Raw genomic sequence first — 23,717 nt, 5'->3', positions numbered from 1 at the left:
ACAATGTTACCGGCTGCTCTACCCTTTTATCCTTAATATGAAGATAGCCAGTTCGATTGTAATCTCGCACATAACAGGGGTAAGGGCGACCACACAGATAGAGGATCAAGTCTCTCAGGTCAAAGTAAAGACATAGGCCAATAATGATATATTCAATCACAAATAAAAACCCAAAGACTCCCCAGCCTTGATATATCTCAGAAAAATTCAAACTGAACCAAATAAAGAGTGGGCCGAACGTTACCAGATGGCAAATCCCTAGGGCTCGGGTATAGGGAATCACTCTGTCCAGATATTAAACGACGTGCATTGCCAAAAAGCGCGCCAAGAAAATCATTGGCCCCTCCCAGCGACCAAAGAGCAAAGTGAAAGGCGCCAGGATAAATTGTGGCAACACCATGATCTTGGCCCATTGAGCGACCAGCCATCCGGTGGGTGAGCCTGGCTTCTCCAATAATCTGCGGTGCTCTTTAATGACAAAAATCACTCTGGTGACTAACAGGCTTAGCATTGTCACACCCTTCAAAAGAACAAGTCTGTTATAAACAAAGGATAGAGTAGATGTTTAATTGTCATCTATAACCGGAATTAATAGGTCCGTAAATTCATCCCAACTGAATTTATCCTGATTTACATATACAGCAAAATGTTTAATTTGACCTCCGGCATCAACAATAAGGTCAAACATTAAATATTCTTTTAAAGATACATGAAAAGAACCCCCCCCCTACTAGTAACGTTACTAGACGATACCAGTATCACTATTTAAATTTCTTGAAAGGGGGAGGGATTATTGAGAAGGAGCACATGTACTTCGGCATCCATGCGCAAAGTACATGCTATTTTTAAAAGTGTAAGAACAACATATATTGATATTTTGCGGACCTAAAGATTAACCCACTTCCGCCAAATTACCCTTACTCTCCAACCACTGCTTGCGGTCCCCGGCGCGCTTCTTGGCCAAGAGCATATCTAACAGCTGGTTACTGTCATCACCGGCATCGATATAAAGCTGTACCAGGCGGCGAGTGTTGGGGTCCATGGTGGTTTCACGCAGCTGCAAGGGATTCATTTCACCTAGACCTTTAAAGCGGGTCACCTGAATTTTGCCTTTTTTCTTTTCTGCGCTTATGCGGTCGAGGATGCCCTGCTTCTCTGATTCATCCAGCGCATAGTAAACATCTTTACCGATGTCTATACGAAACAGTGGCGGCATGGCTACGTAGACGTGGCCATTGGTCACCAGTGGGCGGAAGTGACGCAGGAAAAGAGCACAGAGAAGAGTGGCAATATGCAGGCCATCGGAGTCGGCATCGGCGAGGATACATATCTTGTTGTAGCGCAGTCCTTCCAGGTTGTCGCTACCGGGATCAACACCCAGTGCCACGGCAATATCGTGCACTTCCTGGCTGGCGAGGATCTCAGCGGAATCCACTTCCCAGGTATTCAGAATTTTACCGCGCAGCGGCATGATAGCCTGAAACTCGCGATCCCGCGCTTGTTTGGCAGAACCGCCGGCGGAGTCCCCCTCTACCAGGAAAAGCTCGGAGCGGGAGGTATCGGCGCTGGAGCAATCTGCCAGCTTACCCGGCAATGCGGGCCCCTGGGTAACTTTTTTACGCGCGACTTTTTTGGATGAACGCATTCGCTTTTGTGCATTCCCAATACACAATTCTGCAAGCTTATCGCCCTCTTCTGTATGCTGGTTCAGCCACAGGCTGAAAGCATCCTTGGCCACGCCGGAAATAAATGCGGTGGCTTCACGGGAGGAGAGGCGCTCTTTGGTCTGCCCGGAGAACTGCGGGTCGGCCAGCTTGGCCGAGAGCACGTAAGAGCACTGCCCCCAGATATCCTCAGGACCCAGCTTGATACCGCGGGGCAATAAATTACGAATCTCACAGTACTCACGCATGGCGTCGAGCAGGCCAGCGCGCAGACCATTCACGTGAGTACCACCCTGGGCGGTAGGGATCAGGTTAACGTAGGACTCGGCGGTGACCTCACCGCCCTCCGGCAACCATTGCACTGCCCAATCCGCCGCTTCAGTAGAGGCGGCAAAGCTGCCCACAAAGGGTTCGGCCGGCAATACTTCCCAGCCTTGATTGGCAGCGGCGAGATAGTCTTTGAGACCGTCTTCGTAGTACCACTCGTCGGACTCTCCATCCTGCTCATTGATAAAGGTAACTGTCAGGCCGGGGCACAATACCGCTTTGGCACGCAGTAGGTGGCGCAGGCGCACCACGGAGAATTTAGCGGAGTCGAAATACTTGGGATCGGGCAGGAAGCGCACGCTGGTGCCCGTGGTGCGCTTGGCACAATCGCCGATCACCTCTAGGTCAGAGGCCTTTTCTCCATTTTGGAAGCCGATGCGGTGCACCTTGCCATCCCGTTGGATAGTCACTTCCAGCACTTTGGAAAGCGCGTTCACCACAGAAACGCCAACACCGTGTAAACCACCGGAAAACTGGTAGTTTTTATTGGAAAACTTACCGCCGGCGTGCAGGGTGGACAGTATCACTTCGACACCGGGGCGGCCCTGTTCCGGGTGTATATCCACCGGCATACCGCGACCGTTATCACTTACCGAGAGCGAATGGTCCTTATGCAGTACTACTTCAATTTTTTTTGCGTGCCCGGCGAGCGCTTCGTCGACACTGTTGTCGATCACTTCCTGTGCTAGGTGGTTGGGGCGGGTGGTATCTGTGTACATGCCCGGGCGCTTTCGCACCGGGTCCAGCCCCGTGAGTACCTCAATATCTTCGGCGGAATAATTGGCCATAATTTTTATAAATTACTGCTGGTTAAATAGAAATTCGACAATGGGATCGCAGTAACGCGCGAAGCCCTGAAAGCTGTGATCACCACCCTCTTCGACAGTTTGACGCTGCCCTTGAAAGAAAGACTCCGCATCGCGGTAGTCGAGGGTTTCATCGCCTCGCTGTGCCAAGAGCCAATAGCGGCTGAGCAGCGGGCTGGGTATCTCTGCTTCCAATTGCGCCATGGTATCAACGTCCGCCCCGTTAAGGCGATACTCCTGTTGCTCACCGCTATAAGGCTGTAACACTTGACCGACGTAGGACGGCATAAAACGAGATGGGCGGACTGCGGGGTTAATCAGCACTGCCGGCAAACGATAGCGCTCACCGAGGTAGGTACACCAGAAGCCCCCCATCGAGCTACCGACCAGGCCGATAGGCCCACTGTTGCCTGAGTCCAGGAAGCCATCCAGTAGGCGCAGCAACGATTGCTGAGCACTCCCCGGATAGGGGGAGATTTGCGGCGCACAGAAAATGATCTGCGGGTGGTCGGCAGCAAGCCGCTCCCGCATCAGTTGGCATTTAAAGGACTGAGGCGATGAAAGAAAACCGTGCAGATAGATCAGCAGCGGCCTTCCGTTGAGATTTTGTGTTTGCATAGTCGGGGATTATAGCGCCCCATGGCAGCAATGGGGTCAGCCTCCTCACAGATCCCACTGATCACCAACCCCGATTACAACAGGGACCTGTCCAGGCTGGCAAAAGCCCGGCGTATATCCACCCGTATATCGGACCAGAAGGTGACACTGGTGAATCGCTCCAGCCGTCCACCCGGTCCGGACGAGGAACCAAAATTCTCGCCAATATCCCGTCGATCGCGGAAATGCATTACAGCGCTGCCGTTACGATCATACAAGGTACCTACCATTTCTGCGTAGGCACTCTGCTCTGTATAGACACGCCAGGTCCAGGGGGATGGATCGAGCGGTGCCGCCAGGGAGAAATTTTGCAGTGACAGAGATAGCGTGTAATAGGCCTCCGCCTGATCCGACACCTGCTGTGCATTGCGCGGTTTTAGCAGCTTATCGTTAAAGCTCTGTGCCAACAGAGTGTTTAGTCGCTGTAGATCCCTCTGGTCCAGCTCATAATCTTTTTCCCGATATTGGCGCCTGGGCAGGGAGGAGAATCGCTTGGTGTATTCAATCTGAACCGGTGCGATATAAACCTTAGCACCACTGAGATCCAGGGCGAAAGCCGCCGCGACTTCATCAAGCTGGCTCGGCCGCACTTCCAATCCATCGCTACGCCCTTGTAAAGTGGACTGTTGGCTGCAAGCCGCGACTAGTAAAAGGAATGAGAGGAGTGGTAAAAAAAATAATTTTTGCATTTTTAACTTCCCATTTTCCCGACAGGATATTTATCCGGTGAGAGGCTCCCAACACAACATTTATTACCACTCAATTTCGAGCCTCGGCAATTATAGAAATCAGAATTAAATTCTTAATTGACCGCATCTTTCACCGCCCTTCGCCCATATTGAAAAAACACAGCTCAATACCGGCCCCTCATTGTACGGTGAGACAGTAGGAAAACCAGGGGGCTTTGGTAAAGAAATGCTTTCTTGCGCTTTACTAAAAAGGCGAAAGAAAGGAATGGAATGCACTTGGATAGTATGAATTAGGGATAACGATTACGCATAGGTCCAAGTTATTTTTTCATTATACCGGAAGCAGTGAATTCTCTACTCGAGAACCAATAACAACTTGCAGGAGAGAAGATGAAGAAGCTGTAGTGGAACGGAAGTACCGCTACGAATGCGCAGCGGTTTGACTTAAATCAATATCCAGATGAGGCGAGATCGACACAATACTTGGAAATAGCCACCCGCTCCACGCCAGTTTCGTAAGTGCCATCGCTAAACAATTCAAACCAGCGGTAACCGGGCATCTCATCGTCTACGGCGAAGGGGCCGCTACCGGGAGTAAACTGTACAGAGGTGGAGGGCGTCGCATGCAGACCGAAATGGCCTCGGTTGCTGTCAAACTGCTGATGTACATGTCCCCAAACCAGGGCTTTTACCTGAGGAGCCTGATCGACCATTTGCAAAAAGGTTTCACAGCCCTCGCGCAGCATATGGCCATCGATCCACTTGCTACCCACAGGTACCGGCTGGTGGTGCATCATAATGATCACCGGATGATCGCGGGTTTCCCACAGAAGTAATTGCAGGCGCTCCAGTTGTGCGCTGTCCAGGCCACCGCAAATCTGCTCTGTTACGCTGGTATCCAACAGCAGTAGACGCCAATCTCCCAGGGCGACCAAATCAGTACAGCGATTGGGAGCCAGTTTTTTCATGCGGGCACTGACATCGTGGTTGCCGGGCAGCCAGTACCAGGGCATGGGAAGTGTGCGGGTTTTTTCTAGGAATCGGCAGTAGGAAGCCTCAGATCCGTTGGCACTGATATCGCCGGTGGCAACCAGGGCTCGGGCGCGGGGTAGCCCACTTCGAAGAGAGTTCAAAACTTCATCGAGGGTGTAGCCGGTATCCAGACCCAACAATTGATAATCGGGCCTGCTGCCGATATGTGGATCTGTGATCTGGATAAGACGTTGCGAAGTCACCCCCGGGGGTGAATCCGACTTGTTGTGCTCGCGAATCACTTGCTCACCTTGTGTTCACATCCATGTGTTCTGCAGCAGAATTAAAATCTCTGGCCATCCAACACCAGTTCAAATTCTGCACGACCATTTGCAAGACAGTACTCCAACCACTCGCCAAGAAAGCGATTGGCCTGGGGTCTCTCATCTGCACGCTGCATACGGGGATTTGGATAGGCGGTATCCACTCCTTTACCACCCACCGGCCCGCGACCATTGGCTTTTATCACCTCCGCCATGCACGCATCGTGGTAGAGGCGTACAGTCAGGTCCGGAGGCTCCAGCCACTGACACTCGTTGAGATTTACCTCCGCCGCCAGAGACACCTCCGTGGTGTATCTGGAGCGCTCCACTACTCTCAACACCAGAGTGCCACCGGGCAGCTGGTAGCGCCAGAGCGCTCTTTGTGAAAGCTCTGGCAACAATTTGGTCAAGCGCAGGTAGTTGGCGTCACAATCGGCATGATAAGACGACAGATCGACTCTATACACCGCCCGCCCGTTGCCATTTGGCGACATTTTCGACTGCCTTCGCCGTCGCGTTTTAGCCTCGCCCAGTAGAGCCATTATCAACACTCCAATTCAGTGACCGCCGTGACTCAGCTCTCAATTTGCTCTATACGCAGGTAACAGTGCGCAATGCAAATGACCAGTCAGGCAGTTGGCCTGTGGTTTGTTAGTTTTGCCCGGTTCAATTGCAGCCACTGCATACAAATAATGGTGGCCGAATTATCGATAGGGTTCTCACCTGGAGCATAGTCCCCCGCCATGGTGGCGAGTATCGAGTCTCTGGAAAACACCCGCAGGCGGATATCTTCGTTTTCCTGCTCCAAGCCAAAGTAACCCTCTGCACTGCTCAAGTCCACCAGCGCACAATACAGGTGCAGCCGTTCGGAACTGCCACCCACACTGGGCATATAACTGTGGATAAAGTGCAACGCCTGAACCTTAAGCCCCGCTTCTTCCAGAACTTCGCGACGGGCTACATCCTCCAGGTCTTCCCCGGCTTCCACCATGCCGGCCACCACTTCCAGGCACCAGGGGCCCGCCGGCCGCTCCAGCGCGCCAATACGGAACTGCTCGGTAAGCGCAACGAGATCCCGATCAGGATCGTAGAGCAATACCCCCACTGCCGGACCGCGTACAAACAGCTCCCGAGTGAAGATTTCACTCCAGCCACCGCGAAAAAGGCGATGGCGCAGCCGCAACCGCAACATGGAAAAAAATCCCTTATAGACCGTCTCCCTGGAAACAACTTCTACAGAATCTGCGGAAAACTCTGGGGGCAAACCCTTTTGACTCTTCATTTTTGACATTAGTTCGCTGACCTTCTGCGCGAGTGGGATCTGCATACTTGGGCACTATATGACCGGGATGCAGCTGTTATACTCTGCGCCCACCGTACCAGCCCCTATAGCAAGCGGCCATACGTATTATCTCCCTGGATTTTTTTAGAGACCGCACCACCATGAGAGTGCTCAATATCGCCTACCAGCAACTGCGCCGTTACGGTAAGACGCGGGTTAGCTGGGCACAGAAACTGACTTTTGGCCTGATCAAAAACGACCACTATACACAGGTGTTCAGCGACCGGGATGTGGCAGCCTTTGAAGCGCCCTTTGGAATCCGCGACTTGGGGGTGAGCAAAGCCAATCGCCGCCTGTTGGAAACGGTCGAAGCATTTGAGCCCGACCTGATCATCGCCGGCCACTGCGACATGATCAGTAACGACACCCTGAGGGCGATCAAGCAACAACAGCCCAACTGTCTGATCGCACACTGCAATAACGATCCGCTGTTCGTGCCCAGCAATGTTGAACGTATCAAGCACCGCGCCGAAGTGGCCGATGCTGTCTTTGTCTCCACCGGCCGCCGCGAACTGAGTATTTTTGAGGGGATTAATGCCCGGGTTTACCACATGCCCAACCCGGTCGAGCCCTCCATCGAAAACCTCAATAATGCCGAACGCACTGATCTGCCTATCGATCTGCTGTTTTGTAGCAACAGCAACAATTTCACCAAGCGCCTGCAAATGGTGAAAAATCTCAAGGATGCCCTTGGAGATTCGCTGAACTTCAAAACCTACGGCAGCTTTGGTGAAGCGCCAGTTTGGGGGAGGGACTACGATCGCGCCCTGGCACAAACTAAAATGGGGCTGAACTTTAACCGCCAGGATACCCACTACTGGTATTCCTCAGCGCGTATGGCCCAGCTCGCCGGCAATGGTATTTTGCAGTTCACCAGTGACAAGTTGCACTTCGACGAACTACTGCCTGCAGAGAGCGTGGTTTACTTTTCCGATGAGCAGGACCTGTTGGAAAAAATCCGCGAGTTCCATGCTGATGATGCCAAGCGCCGCGCCTGGGCAGCAAAAGCCCGGGAATTTTTCCACACCGAAATGAACTCAAAACTCTACGCCCAGTACATTGTTGAGGCCACCAGCCTGCAACCCTTTAGTCACGACTACGCCTGGGCGCACGATATCAACCTGGATGGCACGCTGAAATAACGGCCGCTGGAAGAATTACACAGAATACGTTGGATTTATGAGTAACAAGCCAATTCGAGTGGCGCAGGTCCTTGCCGGTGCCGAGCACGGCGGTGCGGAAAATTTTTTCGTGCGCCTGGTGAGCGGATTGAATCCGCGCGCTGAGATTAATGAGAAAGCCTTTATTCGCAACCACGATCACCGCGTGCAGGCGCTGCGCAACAATGGGGTCGAAACCGAAGGTTTTAAGTTTGGCGGCAAACTGGATTTTCTCGGTCGCAGAGTCTACCGCGAGGCACTGAATAACTGGCAGCCGGACATCGTGATGACCTGGATGGGGCGCGCCACCATTATCACCCCCAACTCAAAAAACTACCTATTGGTCAGCCGGCTCGGTCACTATTACAACCTGAAATACTACCGCCACGCGGATTATTGGATCGGTATCAGTAAGGGTATTTGCCAGCATATGATCGATGGCGGTATTCCCAGGGAGCGTATTTTTCATATCCCCAATTTTGCCGATGAGACTCCGGTAGAACCCCTACCGCGCAACAGTTTCGATACCCCCGAAGACAAACCCCTGATCCTCGCCGCGGGCCGCCTGCACATCAACAAGGGTTTTGATGTCCTGCTGCACTCCCTGGCGCAGATACCTGACGCCACCCTGTGGCTCGCCGGTACCGGCCCAGAAGAGGCCAACCTGAAAGCGCTGTGTCACAAGCTCGGCCTGGATCAGCGCGTGCGCTTCCTTGGCTGGCGCAACGACGTCACGACCCTGATGCGCACCGCGGATCTGTTTGTATGCCCATCACGGCACGAGGGACTGGGTTCCATCGTCATGGAGTCCTGGGCACATCGCTGCCCGATTGTCGCCACCAATTCCCAGGGACCCGGCGAAGTGATCAGTGATGGTCACAGCGGACTTATTACTCCCATCGACGATGCCGATGCCCTGGCCAAGGCCGTCCGCTCGGTGCTGGATAACCCGGATTTACGCCAGAGTCTGATTGAGAATGCCGCTGAAGTGTATGCGCAGGGCTATTCGAAGCAATTTATCGTGGACTCCTACATTGAGCTTTACGACAACCTAATGAGACGCGGGCGCCCCTAGCTCTTATAAAAATTGCAGAAAGCCTTCAAAGTATTTTCACGGCCTTGCCTCTGCAGCCGTGAAAACAAAAAAGGTTAGTAATATTGCTACCAATAACTGGTAGCTCTCTGATACTTTAAGAATTTTTCGCCGGCCAATGGCCGGCGATGCGGGATGAAAGGTAGGGAAGCTTAAAAAACCGATAATAACTCGGTTCACTGATAGGCTGGTGGCAGATCCCGTAATAATTCACTGACGCCTCGTGAAATCAGGCGTTGACGCTGTTCAACACTATCGGGGCGGGTCAGCAGCTCGCTGGCACTGCCACCCCAAATTGTCACGCCATCAGGGCGACCAATCCCCACACTCATAATCACCAGTGGAGCATCGGTAAGTGGCGGCAATTCCACCACATCTTGCGGTGCGTTGCTGTCAAACTGCTTGTCCCAGCTTGGGTCCCGGGTATCTCCGGAAAAAAACTCATCCACCACAGCCACCTGATAATCCACGACCATATCCGCATCCTGGTCCTGGGCTACCTGACGGTAACCGCGCTGCTGTAATTGGGCCGCCACCGTGCCGCGCATTTCCTCATCCAGCTCCACCAATTGTGCAGAGGCATCCACATCGTTGAGGGGCGTTACTCCCCATTTATAAGTGGAAAAAGCCACCGGCTGGGCCCCCGTATTCACCCGTTCCACTTGCATTTCCTGGCACCCGGCCAAAAACAGCAGTGTCATTAGTCCCATGGTTATGTAACGCATAAATACTCCTTGACTTTATTACTTATTTGACCGGTTCTGCATAGTTATACAGCTCTATCTTAGGACTCCACTTATACCACTTGGGCTCCGCACGTGGATAGAGTGGGAAATGGCTGCCGGATTCCACTTCGAATCCCATAAATGGCGGCTCGGGTGTGGCAAAAGCAATTCCCCCCTTAATCAGGGCCTGAGCAGACTCAGTATTAATGTTGAGACCACTTTTCAGCCCAAAATTCACATCTACACCGCTGGCGTTCCAAAAAACTGTGTACTCGCGCACAAGCGGACGGTATTGCGGTTCGATATGCACATAGATATATACCCGGTCCGCCCACTCTCCCAACTCAAAACCGGTAACCTCCCCAACTTGAACCTGGCGGTAATAGACGGGACTGCCCGCCACCAGAGAGCCTCGCCTGGCGGCATCGAGTATTATCGTCAGACCAGGTCGACTCATGGTTTCGGCAAGGTCCTCTTTCGGGGCCTGTAACTCGGCATAAAATTCTGTTTCCGGGGGCCCTCCACCAGGCTCAAGGGCCAAGTAGCGGCCGGTAATGAGCGTATCCAGATGCTCAACTTTACTAATACCAATTTGTGGCGACACCACCCAGATACGAGTGCCCGCACGGGCAAAGTTGCCACCGCGGTGATAGAGCTTCGCTCGCGCCTGCACCTCACTGAGATCCCTGCCGAGACGCAAACGGGTTATTTCCCCAATTTGTACACCTTTGTAGCGCAATGGGGCCCCGACCTTAAGTCCCTCGGCACTGGGTAAATAAATGTGTATTTCAATGCCCTCCTCCAACGCTGCCTCGCGGCTGCGGTATAAGGGGAACTGGTCGCCATTTTGCACGGGCCCGCCCTTTTCGTGGTCATCGCGCCTCATACCAAATGCGACACCACCGCGCAGTAGCGACATCAGTGAGTCTGCCTGCACCTCGATACCGCTACTGAGGCTCGCACTAGCCCGTAGCCCACTGATATTCCAGAAACGGGTACCCGGCTTAACCAGGTGCGCATAGCGGGGTTCAATCACCACATACACCTCAACGCCTTCGCCGTCTCTGCGCAATTCCATTCCCTGCACTTTGCCCACTTCGATACGGCGGAAATAAACGGGAGCCCCCCGCTGCAGTGAGCCCGGGTTGCGGGAGGTAAGACGTAAATGCAGCCCTGGCACCCTGGGGTCCATTTGTGGCGCCGAGGCACGAGCGGAAAAAGTGCGCTGGGAGCGCTGTCCGCGACGCAGCTCTACCTCAATGCGATTGCCCTGAATTAATTCATTCAGGCCACCACTAAAATCAAAGGTGGGCGGCGCCAACCAGAAACGCGTATTTTCACTGAGCAGGTCGTCGGTAGCCGGGTCCATCAACACTCTGACTTCCATTCCATTCATACTGGCATTGGCTTTAGCGCGACTGACCTCGCCCACCTTGATTCCCTGGTAGTAAACCTTGGTACTGCCGGGTGTTACATCGACGCCCCGATCAAAATTTAGGGTGACAGAAATTCCCGCATCTGCCGCGGCAAAATTTTTATAGAGTTTGAATTCTGTGCCGTTGACCGCCAGTGGCGACTGACGCTGGGATTCCGGCGTGTAAAAACTGACACCACCGGCAAACAGGGCAGCGAGAGATTCCAGGTTAATACTGATACCGCTGATTCCCCCCTCAATCGAAATCCCAGAACTGTTCCAAAAGCGGCTGCCCCGGTGTACCAGATAAGCGTATTCGCGACGGATAAATAATTCGATACCAACTTGGTTGCCGTCTTCATCGAGGCTGTAGTCTGCCACCTGCCCCACGCGCAACTGGCGGTAGTACACCGGTGACCCTCGACTGAGGGAGCCGAGCCTGCGGGACTTGAGCACCACGCGCAGGCCATCGCCACGAACAAATGCTGGCGGGCGATCCAGAGCGACAAATTCCCGTTTGCGTTTGCCACTGCCGGACTCCACGGCGATGTAGTTGCCCGATAGCAGAGTCTCCAATCCGCTGATGCCGGTAATGGACAGCTCCGGTTTCACTACCCAAAATTCGGTGCCCTCCACGAGGAGATACTCGGCACTGCGGTTGAGACTGACTTCCGCCATCACGCCATCGGCGCCGTTTAATTCTTTAGCATTGGGTACCAGGCGTACATCTTGAACAACGCCTATATCCACACCCGAATATTTGACCACCGTTTTGCCTTTCACCAGGCCATCGCCGGAGTGAAACAAGATGCTCGCGTGCACATCCCCTTCAGCCATATCCTGGTAAAGCAACCAGGCGGCGATCAAACCGGCCACCAGTGGCAATATCCATACAAGCGGTAGACCCCGGCTCCTGCGAACCTGCCCCCGCTGGGCGCCCTCATAAGCCCGGGGCTCTATGACTTCATTATCCTCAGGCACATTGTCAGCCATTTTCTGCCGCACTCCTGTGAGCCGTTTCCGGCTCTACCGCAGTTGCATACAGATCTCCATCGTGTGCATCCCATATCAAGCGCGGGTCGAAAGAGCGCGCCGCCAGCATGGTAACCACCACCACCGAGGCAAAAGCGGTGCTACCAGGGCCGGCAGCGACCTGTGCGATAAACCCCATATCCACCAGAGCCGCAAGAATCGAGATCATAAATAGATCCAATAGCGACCAACGCCCGATTCCGGAAACCACCCGATAAATTTTCATCGCCTGGGTCGGCACAAAATGCAATCGCAGCTGAATCTGTACTAATAGCAATATCAATCCCAGTAATTTCATTACCGGCACGGCAATACTGGCCACAAAAACAATTAGGGCAATCCCCCACATACCGCTGTTATAGAGTTGCATCACACCGCTGATAATTGTGCTGGGTTCACCGGCACCGAGGTAAATAACACTCATAATCGGCAGGATATTTGCAGGCAGTAACAGCAAGGCACCGGTGATTGTCAGTGCCCAGGTAAGCATCAAACTGCCATCAATGCGTCCATAAACACTCGCACCACAGCGGGGGCAACGGCAGCGCCCTCCCCGGGCCGGTAAAATAATCAACTGATGACAGCTCAGGCAGCTGCTCATTCCATTTTTGAGCGCTTTCTGCGGGGCACTCATAGCGCAGCCCCGCGCAAGTCACGCCGCAGTGCCATACGTTGCCAAATAGCATTTTGATCGAAGCTGAGGGAGGAGAGGTTGGCCACCAACATCATGGCACCAAAGCAATAAAGTCCCGGTTCCACATCCATTTTTCCCAGGTCCCTCAATTTGATCAGCGCCACCAGGATGCCCAGCATGTAGACATCCAACATGCCCCACTCCTTGATGTGCTGGTACCAGCGCACCGAAAAAGCAACCGCCGGATCCAGGAACTTCCAGGCACTGCCGCAGCAGATAAACAACAGCAGTAGGAACTTCCCCAAGGGTGCCAATACACTGCAAAACAACACCAGAGATGCCAGCCAGATAAAACCCGCTTTGTAAAGGGAGTGAACCCCGTTCAATAGGGTATTATCGGCACCAAATGAGAAAAGTGAGAATTTGAGTAACGGCAGACTGGCCGAGGGAATAAATAGCAATAGCCCAGTCAGACTCAGGGCAATAGTGTAATAAACGCTGTGATTGCTGTTGCGGTGCAGAGTGCAACGGCATCGCGGACAAACCAGTTTTTGGCCTGGCGGTGCCAAACCGCCGGTCAATAACAGATCACATTCATGACAGGCACGCTGCCAGGGTATCGGCTTATTGTTGCGCAGCTGATTCATGTGCCAGAGGTCCTTGCCTTATTCTGCACAATTTTTGCCGCATCCAAATACTTCGATGGCGCGTCTATTGCAATGTAGGGCCATTGCCCTATTCAATGCTGCCCTGATACTGCCAGGCAGTTACCGGTAAACGCACATTCGCGTCGGTTTAACGAAGATATACCAAAAAGCCCAAAGCGTCGCCTCGACGCTTAGACTAGCCGCGGGTACACTCTCGCGACTGCTAATTGGGGAGACTGGCAGCGCCATCAGACAATACGAGCCAAAGGAACCCACCGAGAATCAGAACTCGAGTGCCGCTCCAAATAACTGACAGAAGCTTGAAGACCGCACCCGCCACAGGAAGTTGAAACAGATGAAAAGAAGTAACCGCAAAGAGCCGCGAGGCCGCCAGTTGCGTCCACTGAAGAAACTAATCGCCGCAACCCTGCTGGGCTTCGGCGCCATGCAGGCCCAGGCCGACACCCTGTGGGATATCTATATGCAGGCGCTGGATAACGATCCCCAGTTAGCCGCAGACCGCGCCGCCTACCACGCTGGGGTTGAGGCTAAAAACCAGCTGCGCGCTCCTCTGTTGCCGCAGGTCAATGCGCAAATCCTGGCCGCCAGGGTTCACGAGAACAATCAATTTGCAAGCGCTGAACCTGTTGATGAAGAAGAGTTTCCCGATGTGGACCTTGATCTGGTCGATTTTCTTCAACGAGATTCGGGTACTTTTAACGAAAGAACATACAATGCGAGTCTGAGCCAGGCAATATTTGATGCCCCCGCTTGGTTTGGCTATCAGCAGGGCAAAAAGCTAACCGAGCTGGCCACGGCAGAGTATAGCGCCAACCAGCAAGATATGATGATTCGTGTAGCCACCGCCTACTTCGATGTGTTGCGGGCTTACGATGTGCTGGAAGCGGCCGTCTCTGAAGAAAAAGCCCTGGCCAAGCAGCTGGAGCAGACCCAGCAGCGCTTCGAGGTGGGACTGACGGCAATTACCGATGTGTATGACTCCCAGGCCGCCTACGACAGCTCTGTAGCACGACGTCTAACCGCTCAGGACAGCCTGCTCAGCAACTTCGATGCCCTCTCTGTGCTTACCGGCGGCTACCACGATGAAGTTGCGCCGCTGGTGGAGAGCTTCCAGGTGGCTCCGCCTGTGCCCGCAGATCGCGCCGATTGGGTCGATTTCGCGCTGGCCAATAACTTCACCCTAAAAGCTGCGCGCCTCAATGCCGAGGCAGCCCGCTATAACGCCCGCTCTGCCGCCAGTGAGCACCTGCCGACACTGACAGGTTCTCTCTCGTACAGTAAATTCACATCGAATGGCGAGCAAAGGTCCAAATTTATATTCGATCCACCTTTCGAAGAGCAAAATCGCTCAACAACTTTCTCACGGGACCAAGACTTCCGGGATTCTGCTGCCTCAATAACTTTGAATATCCCCATCTACACCGGCGGTCTGCTCAGTGCCAATCGCCGCGAGGCGCGCAACCTATCCTTCCAGGCCCAGGATCTGCGCAACCTGACCGAGCGCAATACTATCCAGACCACCCGTACCCTGCATCGATTGGTTGTGACCGATGTCTCCCGTGTATCGGCTCGGCAACAGGCAGTGGTTTCCGCCAAAAGTGCCCTGGAAGCAACCCAGGCGGGCTATGAAGTGGGCACGCGAAATATCGTCGATGTATTGCTGGCCCAACGCACCCTCTTCCAGGCGGAAACGGATTATGCCAATGCCCTGTATGACTACATTCTAAATACTCTCAATCTCAAGCAAGTATCCGGACTGCTGTCGCCCAAAGACTTGCAGGAGTTGGACGCTATGCTGAACCCGGCATTGCATGTATCCCGCGTTGCCGAGGCCGGCGCCGCCGCTCCTTCCAAGTAAGTTTTACTGGCCAGTGAGTGGATTCAAATCCACTCACTGGCCTTCCAAACAAGGCATCAAGCCTTCGATTTCATCCAACAGACGCTGCAATGCACCGCTGTTTTCCTGTGCGACATCCCTGCCGCGCTGGCCTACAGAGATACGTTTCTGATCATTTTCCAACCACTCATGCAACTGAGCAGCTAAAGCGGCTGCATCCTCGGCAATTTCCATACCACCTGCTTCTTTCAATAGCTGGGAAACGGTAGCGAAGTTATGCAGGAAAGGCCCGCACACAACAGGAACTCCCCAGGCCGCCGGCTCAATCATATTGTGCCCGCCAACGGGAACCAGGCTGCCACCCACAAAGGCCACATCACACGCACCAAAGAAGCGCAGCAATTCTCCCATGGTATCCCCCAGGAGTATTTGATCGCGGGCTGACGGCGCCCGCCCCTCACTGCGCCTGGTCACTCTAAAGCCCCGCTCCTGGCAGAGTCGCGCGACACTCTCAAAACGCTGGGGGTGCCGGGGTACCAATACCAGAAGTAAATCTGCAAAAGTTTTGACCAGCACTTTGTAGGCATCCAGGATAATTTCATCCTCACCGGCGTGAGTACTGGCCGCCAACCACACCTTACGCCCCTTTGCCCGCTCCTTTGCGCCACGCCACTGGTGAGCCAGAACCTGAGCCTCACTGGCCAGCCCCAAATCAATATTCAGGTCAAACTTAATATTGCCACTGGCCTGCACTCGCTGTGACGGCAAGCCTAAATCAATAAATCGTTGGGCATCCACATCATACTGGGCGACAACCTTGTCCAGGTTGGCCAGCATCGACCGGGTAAGCCTAGGCAGCTTGCCGTAGCCCCGGGCGGATTTCTCACTGAGCCGGGCATTGGCCAGCAACGTGGGAATATTGTGTTTTTTGCAGAGATGAAGAAGGTTCGGCCACAGTTCAGTTTCCACAATTACCAGCATATTTGGGCGCAAAGCCTGCAAAAATGGAGTCAGGCACTCGGGCAGATCATGGGGCAGATAGTAGTGCAACAAGCGTCCACCAAGAATGGGGCGCAACGCCTCGGTCACTCGCTCCGAGCCAGTGGGGGTACTCGTTGTCACCAACCACTGCCAATGGGGATGGCGAGCCGCCAGCTGGGCAATCACCGGTATCGCCGCGAGTGTTTCACCCACAGAAACTGAGTGTACCCAGAGCAACGGTGTGCGGCTGAGGCGTTCCGGCACTTTTCCCAGTCGCTCTCCAAGGCGCTGCCGATACTCGGGCTGGCTGCGGCCGCGCCACCAGAGGCGCAGCAAAACAAATGGAAATGCCGCTCGAAAAATAAAGGTATACAGAACTCGCATCGACAAAAAGGGCTTCACAAGAAGTAAACAAATGCTGGTAGGCTGTACCACCAACTGTACTGGATTAGGCTTCACTGCATATAATGAGTCTTCTGCCAGGAAACCAAGGCCTGGTCATCATATCATTGGCAGAACATTTTCTTCTTGGTTACTCGGAGCTGGTCACTTGAAAGTTGTGCAACTACTGCCCGCCTTGAACTCGGGCGGAGTTGAGCGCGGAACCGTGGATTTTGCCCGTGCACTGGTCCGAGCAGGACATCAATCTATAGTCATTTCTAGTGGTGGCCGCATGGTGGAGCAGCTGCAGCGCGAAGGCTCGCAGCATATCACCCTACCGATCCACAAAAAGTCCCTGACCAGCCTGTTACAGGTGCGCCCTCTGCGTAGGCTGTTACACGAACTAAATGCGGACATTCTACACGTTCGCTCCCGAGTGCCGGCCTGGCTTACCTACCTGGCCTGGAAAAAAATGCCTGAGGAAAGCCGCCCCAGGCTACTGAGCACCGCACATGGGCTCTACTCCACTAACCGCTACAGTGCGATCATGGCGAAAACCGAGCAGGTTATCGCCATCTCCAAATGCGTAAACGATTACCTGCTGGACAACTATCCCAACGACCTACAAAGGCCCCCTCAGATTGTCTACCGGGGGGTGGATACCACCGAGTTTCACCCAGAGATAAGCCTTCCGGCTGACTGGATGGAACAGACATGCAGCGAGTTTCCACAACTCCAGGGAAAGCGCTGGCTGCTACTGCCGGGGCGCTTGACCCGCTGGAAAGGCCAGGAAGATTTTATTGAGCTAATTGCCAAGCTCGCTCCGCTAAATTCCCAAATTCATGGAGTAATCCTCGGTGGCAGCGAAGCAAATAAGGTTCATTACGAACAAGAGCTAAAAGAAAAAGTGCAAAAACTGGGGGTTGGGGATCACATCAGTTTTGTTGGGCACCGCTCTGATATCCGCTATTGGTATAAACAATCCGCTCTGGTTTTCAATCTCTCGCAACGCCCGGAGCCATTTGGGCGCACGGTGATCGAAGCGGCCGCGATAGGCGCTCCGATTATCGGTTATGACATCGGTGGCCCAGCCGAGTCCCTACAAGCTTGTTTCCCACAGGGGCTGGTGAATAAAGGGGATCAGCAAATGCTCCTCGAGCGCACACTGGAATTACTGGAGGCTCCCCTGCTAAAACCTCATCTCACCAAGGAATTTACCTTAGAGCGACAGGCTGCCCATACCATGGAAATCTATCGCACAATGCTCGACAGCAGAAAGGGGGCAGCACAATGATAGATTTGAATAACCGTGAGCCCTTCGCCAGTGGGGGCAACCGCTTTTGCTATCAGCATCCACAAGACTCCCTCTTATGTGTCAAAGTGATGCGCCCAGGGCGCACACAGATACTGTTGGATAGGGCCCCCTGGTATAAACGATGGCGCGGCCTCGATAGCTTTGACGATAACCTGCGCGAGCTAGAGGGTTATAGTCAGAGAGCATTGCAACGGGAGCGAACCGGTCTATGGCAACACCTGCCTCGCTGGTATGGCATTCAGCAGACCAGTCTCGGGCCAGCTGCTGTCACAGATATGGTTTTAGATGAGAGCGGGGCTCCAGCCTCCACTCTACGCCAGTACTTAAACAAACACGGCCTGGATGAAGAAGTGCGTACAGCGCTGCAAGAATTTGCCGGCTGGTTGCTGAAATACGAAGTACTGACCAAAAACTTAATCGCTCACAACCTGGTTTTACGTAGAGAAAATGGGCGTTTACAGATCTACCTGATCGATGGTTTAGGTTGTGCCTCTTTCCTACCGCTGCCGCGATTTTCCCGCTTTTTTGCCAGACGTTATATCCACCGTCGAATCCAGCGTATGTGGCTTCGAGTGGAGTGGGAGGTTTCTGATAAGAAGGTACCCTGGAGAAAATTTGAGGCACGCGGCCTGAAAGGCTAATTTGCCAGGAGTCCGCAGCGACGTAAAAGTGCCCTAGCACACAGAAGGTACTGGTCCAGAGGCTGACGCTGTGGCTGGGCCAGCACTTCTTCCAGGTGTTCGCTGACTATTCCCTGATCGATCAGCCTTTGCACCGCGGCACGAACCTTATTGGACTTACCCCGGCCGGGAACCCGGATCACCCCTACCCGCGCGCGACTCTGCAGCGACTCAAACAACATGGAAACACTGTCTTCACTGACCCAGATTTGCTCAGCTGTCGCCATCTGCTCCTGAACCCAACCGGGGGGGCATGAGTGCCAGTCGATAAGGCTGGCATTATCTCCAGACAGTTCTTCCAGTGTGCCCGCTGGTGTTCGGCGGCTGTTGGAAATCTGCCACTCCAAAGGCTGGCTCAATAGTGGCGTGATTTGGGTGCGAATCGACTGAATATCCCAAGAATAATGTTTACTCGGACCACCGAGAAGGATCAATCCCCTCCCAACCTGTGGAACAATATCCGGCAACGGCTCGGTCAGAGCGCCCTGACTTAGAATAATATTCTCAAGCGGCGGCGGTCGATCATGCTCGGGCACAATCGCAAAATCAAACCAGCTGAATGGCAACTGTGGGCGGTTGATCGACACAATACGTCCACCAAAACGGTGGCGCGCGGCCAACATCGGCAGGCGACTCTTGCGCCCGGTGCCAATCAGGAAATCCGGTTTGGGTAGCTGGTTGAGCTTCTGCGCACGCCCCAGAAAGATACGCGAGGCACTCAACTCTGCCGGGATATCAAAACTCTGTACCTGCCCGGCAAAACTTTTATCCAGGCCACGAACCAACGCCGCACTTTGTTTCTCATGCGCCCGGTTACCATCGAGAAAACGCCAAACCCTCAGCTGCAAAGCCAGTTAACCCCATACATAAAAGCCCATAAGCATAACTTATTGTCCCCCTGGCGACGAACAGGAAACATAAGATATGCCGAGTATCCATCAGGGCAGGGTAGCAATATCTGATACACTTGCGCGCATGATTTTTGGGCAACAAAGCCCCTCCAGCGACAGGTAATGGGATACTCATGAATGTAACGGTATTTGGCAGCGGTTACGTGGGACTAGTTCAAGCCGCAGTTTTGGCTGAAGTTGGCCACAATATTTTGTGCATTGATATTGATGAGAAGAAAGTCGAAGACCTGAAAAAAGGGGTTATTCCCATCTATGAACCCGGCTTATCCCCACTGATAGAGCGCAACCTGAAAAATGGCACCCTGAATTTCAGTACTGATGCGTCACAGGGCGTTGAGCACGGAGAAGTCATATTTATCGCAGTCGGCACCCCTCCCGATGAGGACGGTTCGGCCGACCTTCGCCATGTGCTCGCGGTGGCCGGGTCTATCGCCACTTATATGGGCAGCCCTAAAGTAATCGTCAATAAATCTACGGTTCCCGTTGGCACCGCAGACTTGGTGAGCCAGGCAATTACTGATCGACTGACTGAACGCAACGCCGAAAACATCGCCTTCGAGGTGGTGTCAAATCCCGAGTTCCTCAAAGAGGGCTCGGCAGTCAGCGACTGTATGCGACCAGACCGCATCATTATTGGCACCCGCAGCGCCTCGGCAGAAAATGCTCTGCGTCAGCTCTATGCGCCATTCAACCGCAACCATGAAAAAATTATCACGATGGATGTTCGCAGTGCGGAACTGGCCAAATACGCAGCTAATTGCATGTTGGCCACCAAAATCAGTTTTATGAATGAGATGGCACAAATCGCCGACCATGTGGGCGCTGATATCGAGCAGGTACGCCAGGGTATTGGCTCCGATCCTCGCATTGGCTACCAATTTATCTACGCAGGCATCGGTTATGGCGGCTCATGCTTCCCCAAAGATGTAAAAGCACTGATATCGACGGCAACCCAAATGGGCGTATCCCCCAGTATCTTGAATGCTGTGGAGGAGCGTAACCAAACCCAGAAGAGCTACCTGCTACAAAAAATCACCAAACATTTTGGTGAGGATTTGAAAGGGAAAACCTTTGCCTTGTGGGGGCTTGCCTTTAAACCCAACACCGACGACATGCGCGAAGCGCCCAGCCGCACCTTAATGGAGCAGCTCTGGCAGCTCGGCGCAAAGGTTCAGGCCTTCGATCCTCAGGCAATGGAGGAGTGTCAACGGATATACGGTGTACGCGAAGATATGCAACTCTGTGGTACCAAAGAGGTTGCGCTATCTGGAGCGGATGCCCTGATTATCGCTACCGAGTGGCAACAATTTAAAGCCATTGATGCTAAGGCCGTTATTAATGCGTTAAACAATCCAGTTATTTTTGATGGCCGCAACCTCTATGAGCCCCAGTATATGAGCGAGGGTGGGATCGAGTATTATTGTGTAGGGCGCCCCAAAGGATAAGACGCCCTTGCCCCACTGAGGGGGGACTCCCCCCCCATATTCACTCACTAACAGCCCGGCCCTGCTCAGGAGTGCTCTTGCTTCGAAAAATATGAGTAGCAATACCCGCAACTACAATGCCAAATATAAAATGGCCACTGGAATAGAAAAGATAAGATTCGAAACAATTAGCAATCAGCCAAAGAATCATAAAACCAATATAAAAAAGGAAGAAATCCCCCGGTAAAAAGCCCTTACGCCAGCTTTTATAAGCTGCCAAGAATAGCCAGCAATTAAACGCTCCCCACACCAAGGCCCCTAGAAATCCATAGTTCACGAGCAGGTCAAGATAACTGTTGTGCAGGTGCCCGATAGTATTTTTAAATTCCGGTGGCATATCCTGCAGGTTTTGAATAACAAGACGCCGACCTTTACCGCCCCAACCGAGTAATGGGCGTTCGGCTATCCAATTAACCGCAGCATGCCAGCTGTGTATCCTGACGCCGATACTGGAATAGGGAATCGATTCAAGGTTACCTGAGAGCAAGGCATCAACTGTACTCCTCTCTAATCCAAGGCGCTTGATCACCACATCCCCAACTTTCCCCCAAAGGGCGATCATAGCTACACCGATAACCGCCCCCCAAGACAGCAAGCGCAACCAAATGCCTTTACCCGGTTTGCGAAAAACTACCACTATGTAAACTATTAGTAGGGTAAACAGAGATATCGCTATAGCAAACCAAATCGCACGAGTCTGTGAATAAAGCACGGCCAGGGCACATATACCAACAGCAACGGCCCAAGCTAAACTTGGAACAGATAACACTCCTGAATAGTTAAATATTCGCTTTGAAAAAACAGCTAAGCCGAGCAGCGCAACACCAAAGATAATCGCAGTATGCTGGGCATTATGAAAACCAAATTCGACCCGCTGCCCCATGGCTCCATACGCCCACTCAGAAAATCCTCCTCCCGCAATCCAGGGAGCCAATAGTATGGCGATTAAAGCCGTCAACCAGAGAGTTAAAGTATTGCGGGTGCTGCCTCCCAGCCAACAGGCAATAGCAGCAAATAAAAACCACTGCCCTAGGCGATGAAGTTTTGGCGAGGATTCGGCCCAGCTAGGATATTCCACCAGCATGCCAACCCAGGATAACACCTGCACTAATAAGGAAGCTGCAAAAAACCACCCAACTGGCGAGTTCAGCCAATGTCTTCCGCGGGTAAAAAGCGCCCAGAAAGTAAGAACGATAAAAAGGGTTTTTGCGGTATCTGCATAATCACTAGCTAAGGGAAATAAAGCTGCGTAAAGGAGTAGCAAAGCTCCCCCGAGCAATTGCAGGTTTGCAGAAACGTCGATCAACGCATTGCGCTGCCAAAATTGAGAAATAATGCCTTTCCAATCCTTTGCAAGGTTTTTAATTGGTAACACCAACGACTCCCATGGCCCTGAATGACTCACTAAATCGGTACCCCATCAAGCAGGGTCAAAGATTGAACTCACCATTCAACGCTTTCGATTCACATTAAACCTGCGATGGGCGGACACCCACAGAATACAGAGGGATAATTAACTTGGGCATTCTACGAGAACAGCGGGCAGGGTACTACTTTCCCCTGGAGAAGAATTGGGGAGGGCTCTTAGGGCCCTCCTATCTGGAATGGGTTAAATCCAGACCTTATAGTCTAGGCAACGGCAATGTGGCTACCATTTTGCAAACCGGCATCATCCACATCACTCAACCAGCCTCGGTGTGCTGTGCTGCGGCCATGTACCACATCGAAATAAAGCCCCTGCAAGCGGCCGGTGATTGGGCCGCGACGACCACTGCCGATGGAGCGGCCATCGAGCATGCTAATGGGTAGCACCTCTGCGGCGGTGCCGGTAAAAAAGGCCTCATCGGCGATATAGACTTCATCCCGGGTAATACGCTTTTCCACCACCCGATAGCCACACTCCTTGGCCAGCTCGATCACGGTATCGCGGGTGATGCCATCCAGGCAGGAGGTCAGCTCTGGGGTATAAATAGTCCCGTCCCTGACGATAAAGAAATTCTCCCCACTGCCCTCGGCCACATAACCCTCTGGATCGAGTAACAGCGCCTCTTCACAACCGTTGCGAATCGCCTCCTGCAAAGCAAGCATCGAGTTGATGTAATTACCGTTGGCCTTGGCCTTGCACATGCTGATATTCACGTGGTGGCGGGTATAAGAGGACGTATTAACCTTGATACCACGTTCCAATGCCTCTGGGCTCATATAGCTCGGCCACTCCCAGGAGGCAACGATTACATGGGTAGTTAGCCCCTCTGCGCGCAGGCCCATACCTTCAGAGCCGTAAAATACCATTGGACGCAAGTAGGCGTGCCGGAGTCTGTTTTCCCTTACCACAAGACGCTGAGCTTCATTCAGGGCATCCGCATCGTAGGGTATGGGGATATTCATGATCTTCGCAGAGCGGAATAAACGGCGGGTGTGGTCCTGAAGGCGAAAGATACTGGCTCCACGATCGGTCTCATAAGCGCGTACCCCCTCAAAGACCCCCATTCCGTAATGCAGGGTATGAGTCAGAACATGCACGCGGGCATCCCGCCAGGGAACTAATTCACCATCAAACCAGATAACGCCGTCGCGGTCGGCAAAAGACATGGGGCAACTCCTACAAATCCTGAAAAACAG

At 53.1% G+C, this 23,717-nt stretch carries 22 protein-coding genes; 6 read left to right on the top strand and 16 right to left on the bottom strand.

What is annotated here, in order from left to right; all coding sequences use genetic code 11:
* Positions 1-295: 295 nt before the first annotated feature.
* From ACXAFI_RS01025 to ACXAFI_RS00990, 8 genes are all read right to left on the bottom strand, one after another.
* Positions 296-511, bottom strand: a complete 216-nt coding sequence (locus tag ACXAFI_RS01025) for a hypothetical protein (RefSeq protein WP_475107315.1) — start codon at positions 509-511, stop codon at positions 296-298.
* A 54-nt stretch (positions 512-565) separates the two neighbouring features.
* Positions 566-688: a hypothetical protein gene (locus ACXAFI_RS01020; protein ID WP_475107314.1), complete on the bottom strand. Its 123-nt coding sequence runs from the start codon at positions 686-688 to the stop codon at positions 566-568.
* Positions 689-892: 204 nt separating this feature from the next.
* Positions 893-2,779 carry a DNA topoisomerase IV subunit B gene (gene parE / locus ACXAFI_RS01015; protein WP_475107313.1) on the bottom strand — a complete coding sequence of 629 codons (1,887 nt, stop codon included), beginning with the start codon at positions 2,777-2,779 and terminating at the stop codon, positions 893-895.
* 12 nt (positions 2,780-2,791) lie between these two features.
* Positions 2,792-3,415 (bottom strand): YqiA/YcfP family alpha/beta fold hydrolase, encoded by a 624-nt coding sequence (locus ACXAFI_RS01010; RefSeq protein WP_475107312.1) that lies wholly within the window; start codon positions 3,413-3,415, stop codon positions 2,792-2,794.
* Positions 3,416-3,489: 74 nt separating this feature from the next.
* A complete protein-coding gene (locus ACXAFI_RS01005; RefSeq protein WP_475107311.1) occupies positions 3,490-4,143 on the bottom strand; it encodes a hypothetical protein in 654 nt (217 codons plus the stop codon).
* A gap of 449 nt (positions 4,144-4,592) precedes the next feature.
* Complete coding sequence (locus ACXAFI_RS01000; protein ID WP_475107310.1) at positions 4,593-5,417, bottom strand: phosphodiesterase; 825 nt, start codon at positions 5,415-5,417, stop codon at positions 4,593-4,595.
* A 41-nt stretch (positions 5,418-5,458) separates the two neighbouring features.
* Complete coding sequence (locus tag ACXAFI_RS00995) at positions 5,459-5,980, bottom strand: DUF1249 domain-containing protein (protein ID WP_152455267.1); 522 nt, start codon at positions 5,978-5,980, stop codon at positions 5,459-5,461.
* 86 nt (positions 5,981-6,066) lie between these two features.
* On the bottom strand, positions 6,067-6,765 hold the full coding sequence (locus tag ACXAFI_RS00990; protein WP_475107309.1) for an NUDIX domain-containing protein: 699 nt from the start codon (positions 6,763-6,765) through the stop codon (positions 6,067-6,069).
* 116 nt (positions 6,766-6,881) lie between these two features.
* On the opposite strand from ACXAFI_RS00990, the gene ACXAFI_RS00985 reads away from it, so the two are divergent.
* Both ACXAFI_RS00985 and ACXAFI_RS00980 read left to right on the top strand, forming a co-directional pair.
* Entirely contained in the window at positions 6,882-7,922 is a 1,041-nt protein-coding gene (locus ACXAFI_RS00985; RefSeq protein WP_475107308.1) for a glycosyltransferase family protein, read from the top strand.
* 37 nt (positions 7,923-7,959) lie between these two features.
* On the top strand, positions 7,960-9,015 hold the full coding sequence (locus tag ACXAFI_RS00980) for a glycosyltransferase (RefSeq protein ID WP_475107307.1): 1,056 nt from the start codon (positions 7,960-7,962) through the stop codon (positions 9,013-9,015).
* 194 nt (positions 9,016-9,209) lie between these two features.
* On the opposite strand, the gene ACXAFI_RS00975 is transcribed toward ACXAFI_RS00980, so the two are convergent.
* Genes ACXAFI_RS00975 through ACXAFI_RS00960 form a run of 4 tightly spaced genes read right to left on the bottom strand, consistent with a single transcriptional unit; the run spans position 9,210 to position 13,485 of the window.
* Positions 9,210-9,758, bottom strand: a complete 549-nt coding sequence (locus ACXAFI_RS00975) for a DUF4136 domain-containing protein (RefSeq protein WP_152455273.1) — start codon at positions 9,756-9,758, stop codon at positions 9,210-9,212.
* A 22-nt stretch (positions 9,759-9,780) separates the two neighbouring features.
* Positions 9,781-12,165, bottom strand: coding sequence for a PqiB family protein (locus ACXAFI_RS00970; protein ID WP_444920241.1), 2,385 nt, complete (start codon positions 12,163-12,165; stop codon positions 9,781-9,783).
* On the bottom strand, positions 12,158-12,838 hold the full coding sequence (locus ACXAFI_RS00965; RefSeq protein ID WP_475107306.1) for a paraquat-inducible protein A: 681 nt from the start codon (positions 12,836-12,838) through the stop codon (positions 12,158-12,160). The genes ACXAFI_RS00970 and ACXAFI_RS00965 overlap by 8 nt, the downstream gene beginning before the upstream one ends.
* Complete coding sequence (locus tag ACXAFI_RS00960) at positions 12,835-13,485, bottom strand: paraquat-inducible protein A (RefSeq protein ID WP_475107305.1); 651 nt, start codon at positions 13,483-13,485, stop codon at positions 12,835-12,837. The genes ACXAFI_RS00965 and ACXAFI_RS00960 overlap by 4 nt, the downstream gene beginning before the upstream one ends.
* A 355-nt stretch (positions 13,486-13,840) precedes the next feature.
* Between ACXAFI_RS00960 and ACXAFI_RS00955 the strand changes: the two genes are divergently transcribed.
* Positions 13,841-15,364 (top strand): TolC family outer membrane protein, encoded by a 1,524-nt coding sequence (locus ACXAFI_RS00955; RefSeq protein WP_475107304.1) that lies wholly within the window; start codon positions 13,841-13,843, stop codon positions 15,362-15,364.
* Positions 15,365-15,397: 33 nt separating this feature from the next.
* On the opposite strand, the gene waaA is transcribed toward ACXAFI_RS00955, so the two are convergent.
* Entirely contained in the window at positions 15,398-16,708 is a 1,311-nt protein-coding gene (gene waaA, locus ACXAFI_RS00950) for a lipid IV(A) 3-deoxy-D-manno-octulosonic acid transferase (RefSeq protein WP_475109787.1), read from the bottom strand.
* Positions 16,709-16,883: 175 nt separating this feature from the next.
* Between waaA and ACXAFI_RS00945 the strand changes: the two genes are divergently transcribed.
* Entirely contained in the window at positions 16,884-17,999 is a 1,116-nt protein-coding gene (locus ACXAFI_RS00945) for a glycosyltransferase family 4 protein (RefSeq protein WP_475109786.1), read from the top strand.
* The gene (locus ACXAFI_RS00940; RefSeq protein WP_475107303.1) at positions 17,996-18,661 is read left to right on the top strand and encodes a YrbL family protein; all 666 of its coding nucleotides are present in this window, start codon (positions 17,996-17,998) and stop codon (positions 18,659-18,661) included. The genes ACXAFI_RS00945 and ACXAFI_RS00940 overlap by 4 nt, the downstream gene beginning before the upstream one ends.
* Here the strand turns inward: ACXAFI_RS00940 and ACXAFI_RS00935 are convergent.
* Positions 18,658-19,548 (bottom strand): ELM1/GtrOC1 family putative glycosyltransferase, encoded by an 891-nt coding sequence (locus ACXAFI_RS00935; RefSeq protein WP_475107302.1) that lies wholly within the window; start codon positions 19,546-19,548, stop codon positions 18,658-18,660. The two genes, ACXAFI_RS00940 and ACXAFI_RS00935, sit on opposite strands and share 4 nt — an antisense overlap.
* 176 nt (positions 19,549-19,724) lie before the next feature.
* On the opposite strand from ACXAFI_RS00935, the gene ACXAFI_RS00930 reads away from it, so the two are divergent.
* Complete coding sequence (locus tag ACXAFI_RS00930; protein ID WP_475107301.1) at positions 19,725-21,056, top strand: UDP-glucose dehydrogenase family protein; 1,332 nt, start codon at positions 19,725-19,727, stop codon at positions 21,054-21,056.
* Positions 21,057-21,096: 40 nt separating this feature from the next.
* Here the strand turns inward: ACXAFI_RS00930 and ACXAFI_RS00925 are convergent, their stop codons facing one another.
* Both ACXAFI_RS00925 and ACXAFI_RS00920 read right to left on the bottom strand, forming a co-directional pair.
* Positions 21,097-22,470, bottom strand: coding sequence for an O-antigen ligase family protein (locus tag ACXAFI_RS00925; RefSeq protein ID WP_475107300.1), 1,374 nt, complete (start codon positions 22,468-22,470; stop codon positions 21,097-21,099).
* Between the two features lie 254 nt (positions 22,471-22,724).
* Positions 22,725-23,687 carry a branched-chain amino acid transaminase gene (locus ACXAFI_RS00920; RefSeq protein WP_475107299.1) on the bottom strand — a complete coding sequence of 321 codons (963 nt, stop codon included), beginning with the start codon at positions 23,685-23,687 and terminating at the stop codon, positions 22,725-22,727.
* Positions 23,688-23,717 lie beyond the last annotated feature (30 nt).

The organism is Microbulbifer sp. ABH2_005 (assembly GCF_056160005.1).
Note: the sequence above shows the minus strand (reverse complement) of the source record. Positions and strands in the feature narration are given on the sequence as shown.

What these genes read in the sequence shown, in the direction of transcription:
- ACXAFI_RS01010 (WP_475107312.1), bottom strand. Translation starts at nt 3,415, where the DNA reads ATGCAAACACAAAATCTCAACGGAAGGCCGCTGCTGATCTATCTGCAC.
- ACXAFI_RS01005 (WP_475107311.1), bottom strand. Translation starts at nt 4,143, where the DNA reads ATGCAAAAATTATTTTTTTTACCACTCCTCTCATTCCTTTTACTAGTC.
- ACXAFI_RS00960 (WP_475107305.1), bottom strand. Translation starts at nt 13,485, where the DNA reads ATGAATCAGCTGCGCAACAATAAGCCGATACCCTGGCAGCGTGCCTGT.
- ACXAFI_RS01020 (WP_475107314.1), bottom strand. Translation starts at nt 688, where the DNA reads ATGTTTGACCTTATTGTTGATGCCGGAGGTCAAATTAAACATTTTGCT.
- ACXAFI_RS00980 (WP_475107307.1), top strand. Translation starts at nt 7,960, where the DNA reads ATGAGTAACAAGCCAATTCGAGTGGCGCAGGTCCTTGCCGGTGCCGAG.
- parE (WP_475107313.1), bottom strand. Translation starts at nt 2,779, where the DNA reads ATGGCCAATTATTCCGCCGAAGATATTGAGGTACTCACGGGGCTGGAC.
- ACXAFI_RS00930 (WP_475107301.1), top strand. Translation starts at nt 19,725, where the DNA reads ATGAATGTAACGGTATTTGGCAGCGGTTACGTGGGACTAGTTCAAGCC.
- ACXAFI_RS00990 (WP_475107309.1), bottom strand. Translation starts at nt 6,765, where the DNA reads ATGCAGATCCCACTCGCGCAGAAGGTCAGCGAACTAATGTCAAAAATG.
- waaA (WP_475109787.1), bottom strand. Translation starts at nt 16,708, where the DNA reads ATGCGAGTTCTGTATACCTTTATTTTTCGAGCGGCATTTCCATTTGTT.
- ACXAFI_RS00955 (WP_475107304.1), top strand. Translation starts at nt 13,841, where the DNA reads ATGAAAAGAAGTAACCGCAAAGAGCCGCGAGGCCGCCAGTTGCGTCCA.
- ACXAFI_RS00920 (WP_475107299.1), bottom strand. Translation starts at nt 23,687, where the DNA reads ATGTCTTTTGCCGACCGCGACGGCGTTATCTGGTTTGATGGTGAATTA.
- ACXAFI_RS00985 (WP_475107308.1), top strand. Translation starts at nt 6,882, where the DNA reads ATGAGAGTGCTCAATATCGCCTACCAGCAACTGCGCCGTTACGGTAAG.
- ACXAFI_RS00965 (WP_475107306.1), bottom strand. Translation starts at nt 12,838, where the DNA reads ATGAGTGCCCCGCAGAAAGCGCTCAAAAATGGAATGAGCAGCTGCCTG.
- ACXAFI_RS00975 (WP_152455273.1), bottom strand. Translation starts at nt 9,758, where the DNA reads ATGCGTTACATAACCATGGGACTAATGACACTGCTGTTTTTGGCCGGG.
- ACXAFI_RS00940 (WP_475107303.1), top strand. Translation starts at nt 17,996, where the DNA reads ATGATAGATTTGAATAACCGTGAGCCCTTCGCCAGTGGGGGCAACCGC.
- ACXAFI_RS01025 (WP_475107315.1), bottom strand. Translation starts at nt 511, where the DNA reads ATGCTAAGCCTGTTAGTCACCAGAGTGATTTTTGTCATTAAAGAGCAC.
- ACXAFI_RS00995 (WP_152455267.1), bottom strand. Translation starts at nt 5,980, where the DNA reads ATGGCTCTACTGGGCGAGGCTAAAACGCGACGGCGAAGGCAGTCGAAA.
- ACXAFI_RS00970 (WP_444920241.1), bottom strand. Translation starts at nt 12,165, where the DNA reads ATGGCTGACAATGTGCCTGAGGATAATGAAGTCATAGAGCCCCGGGCT.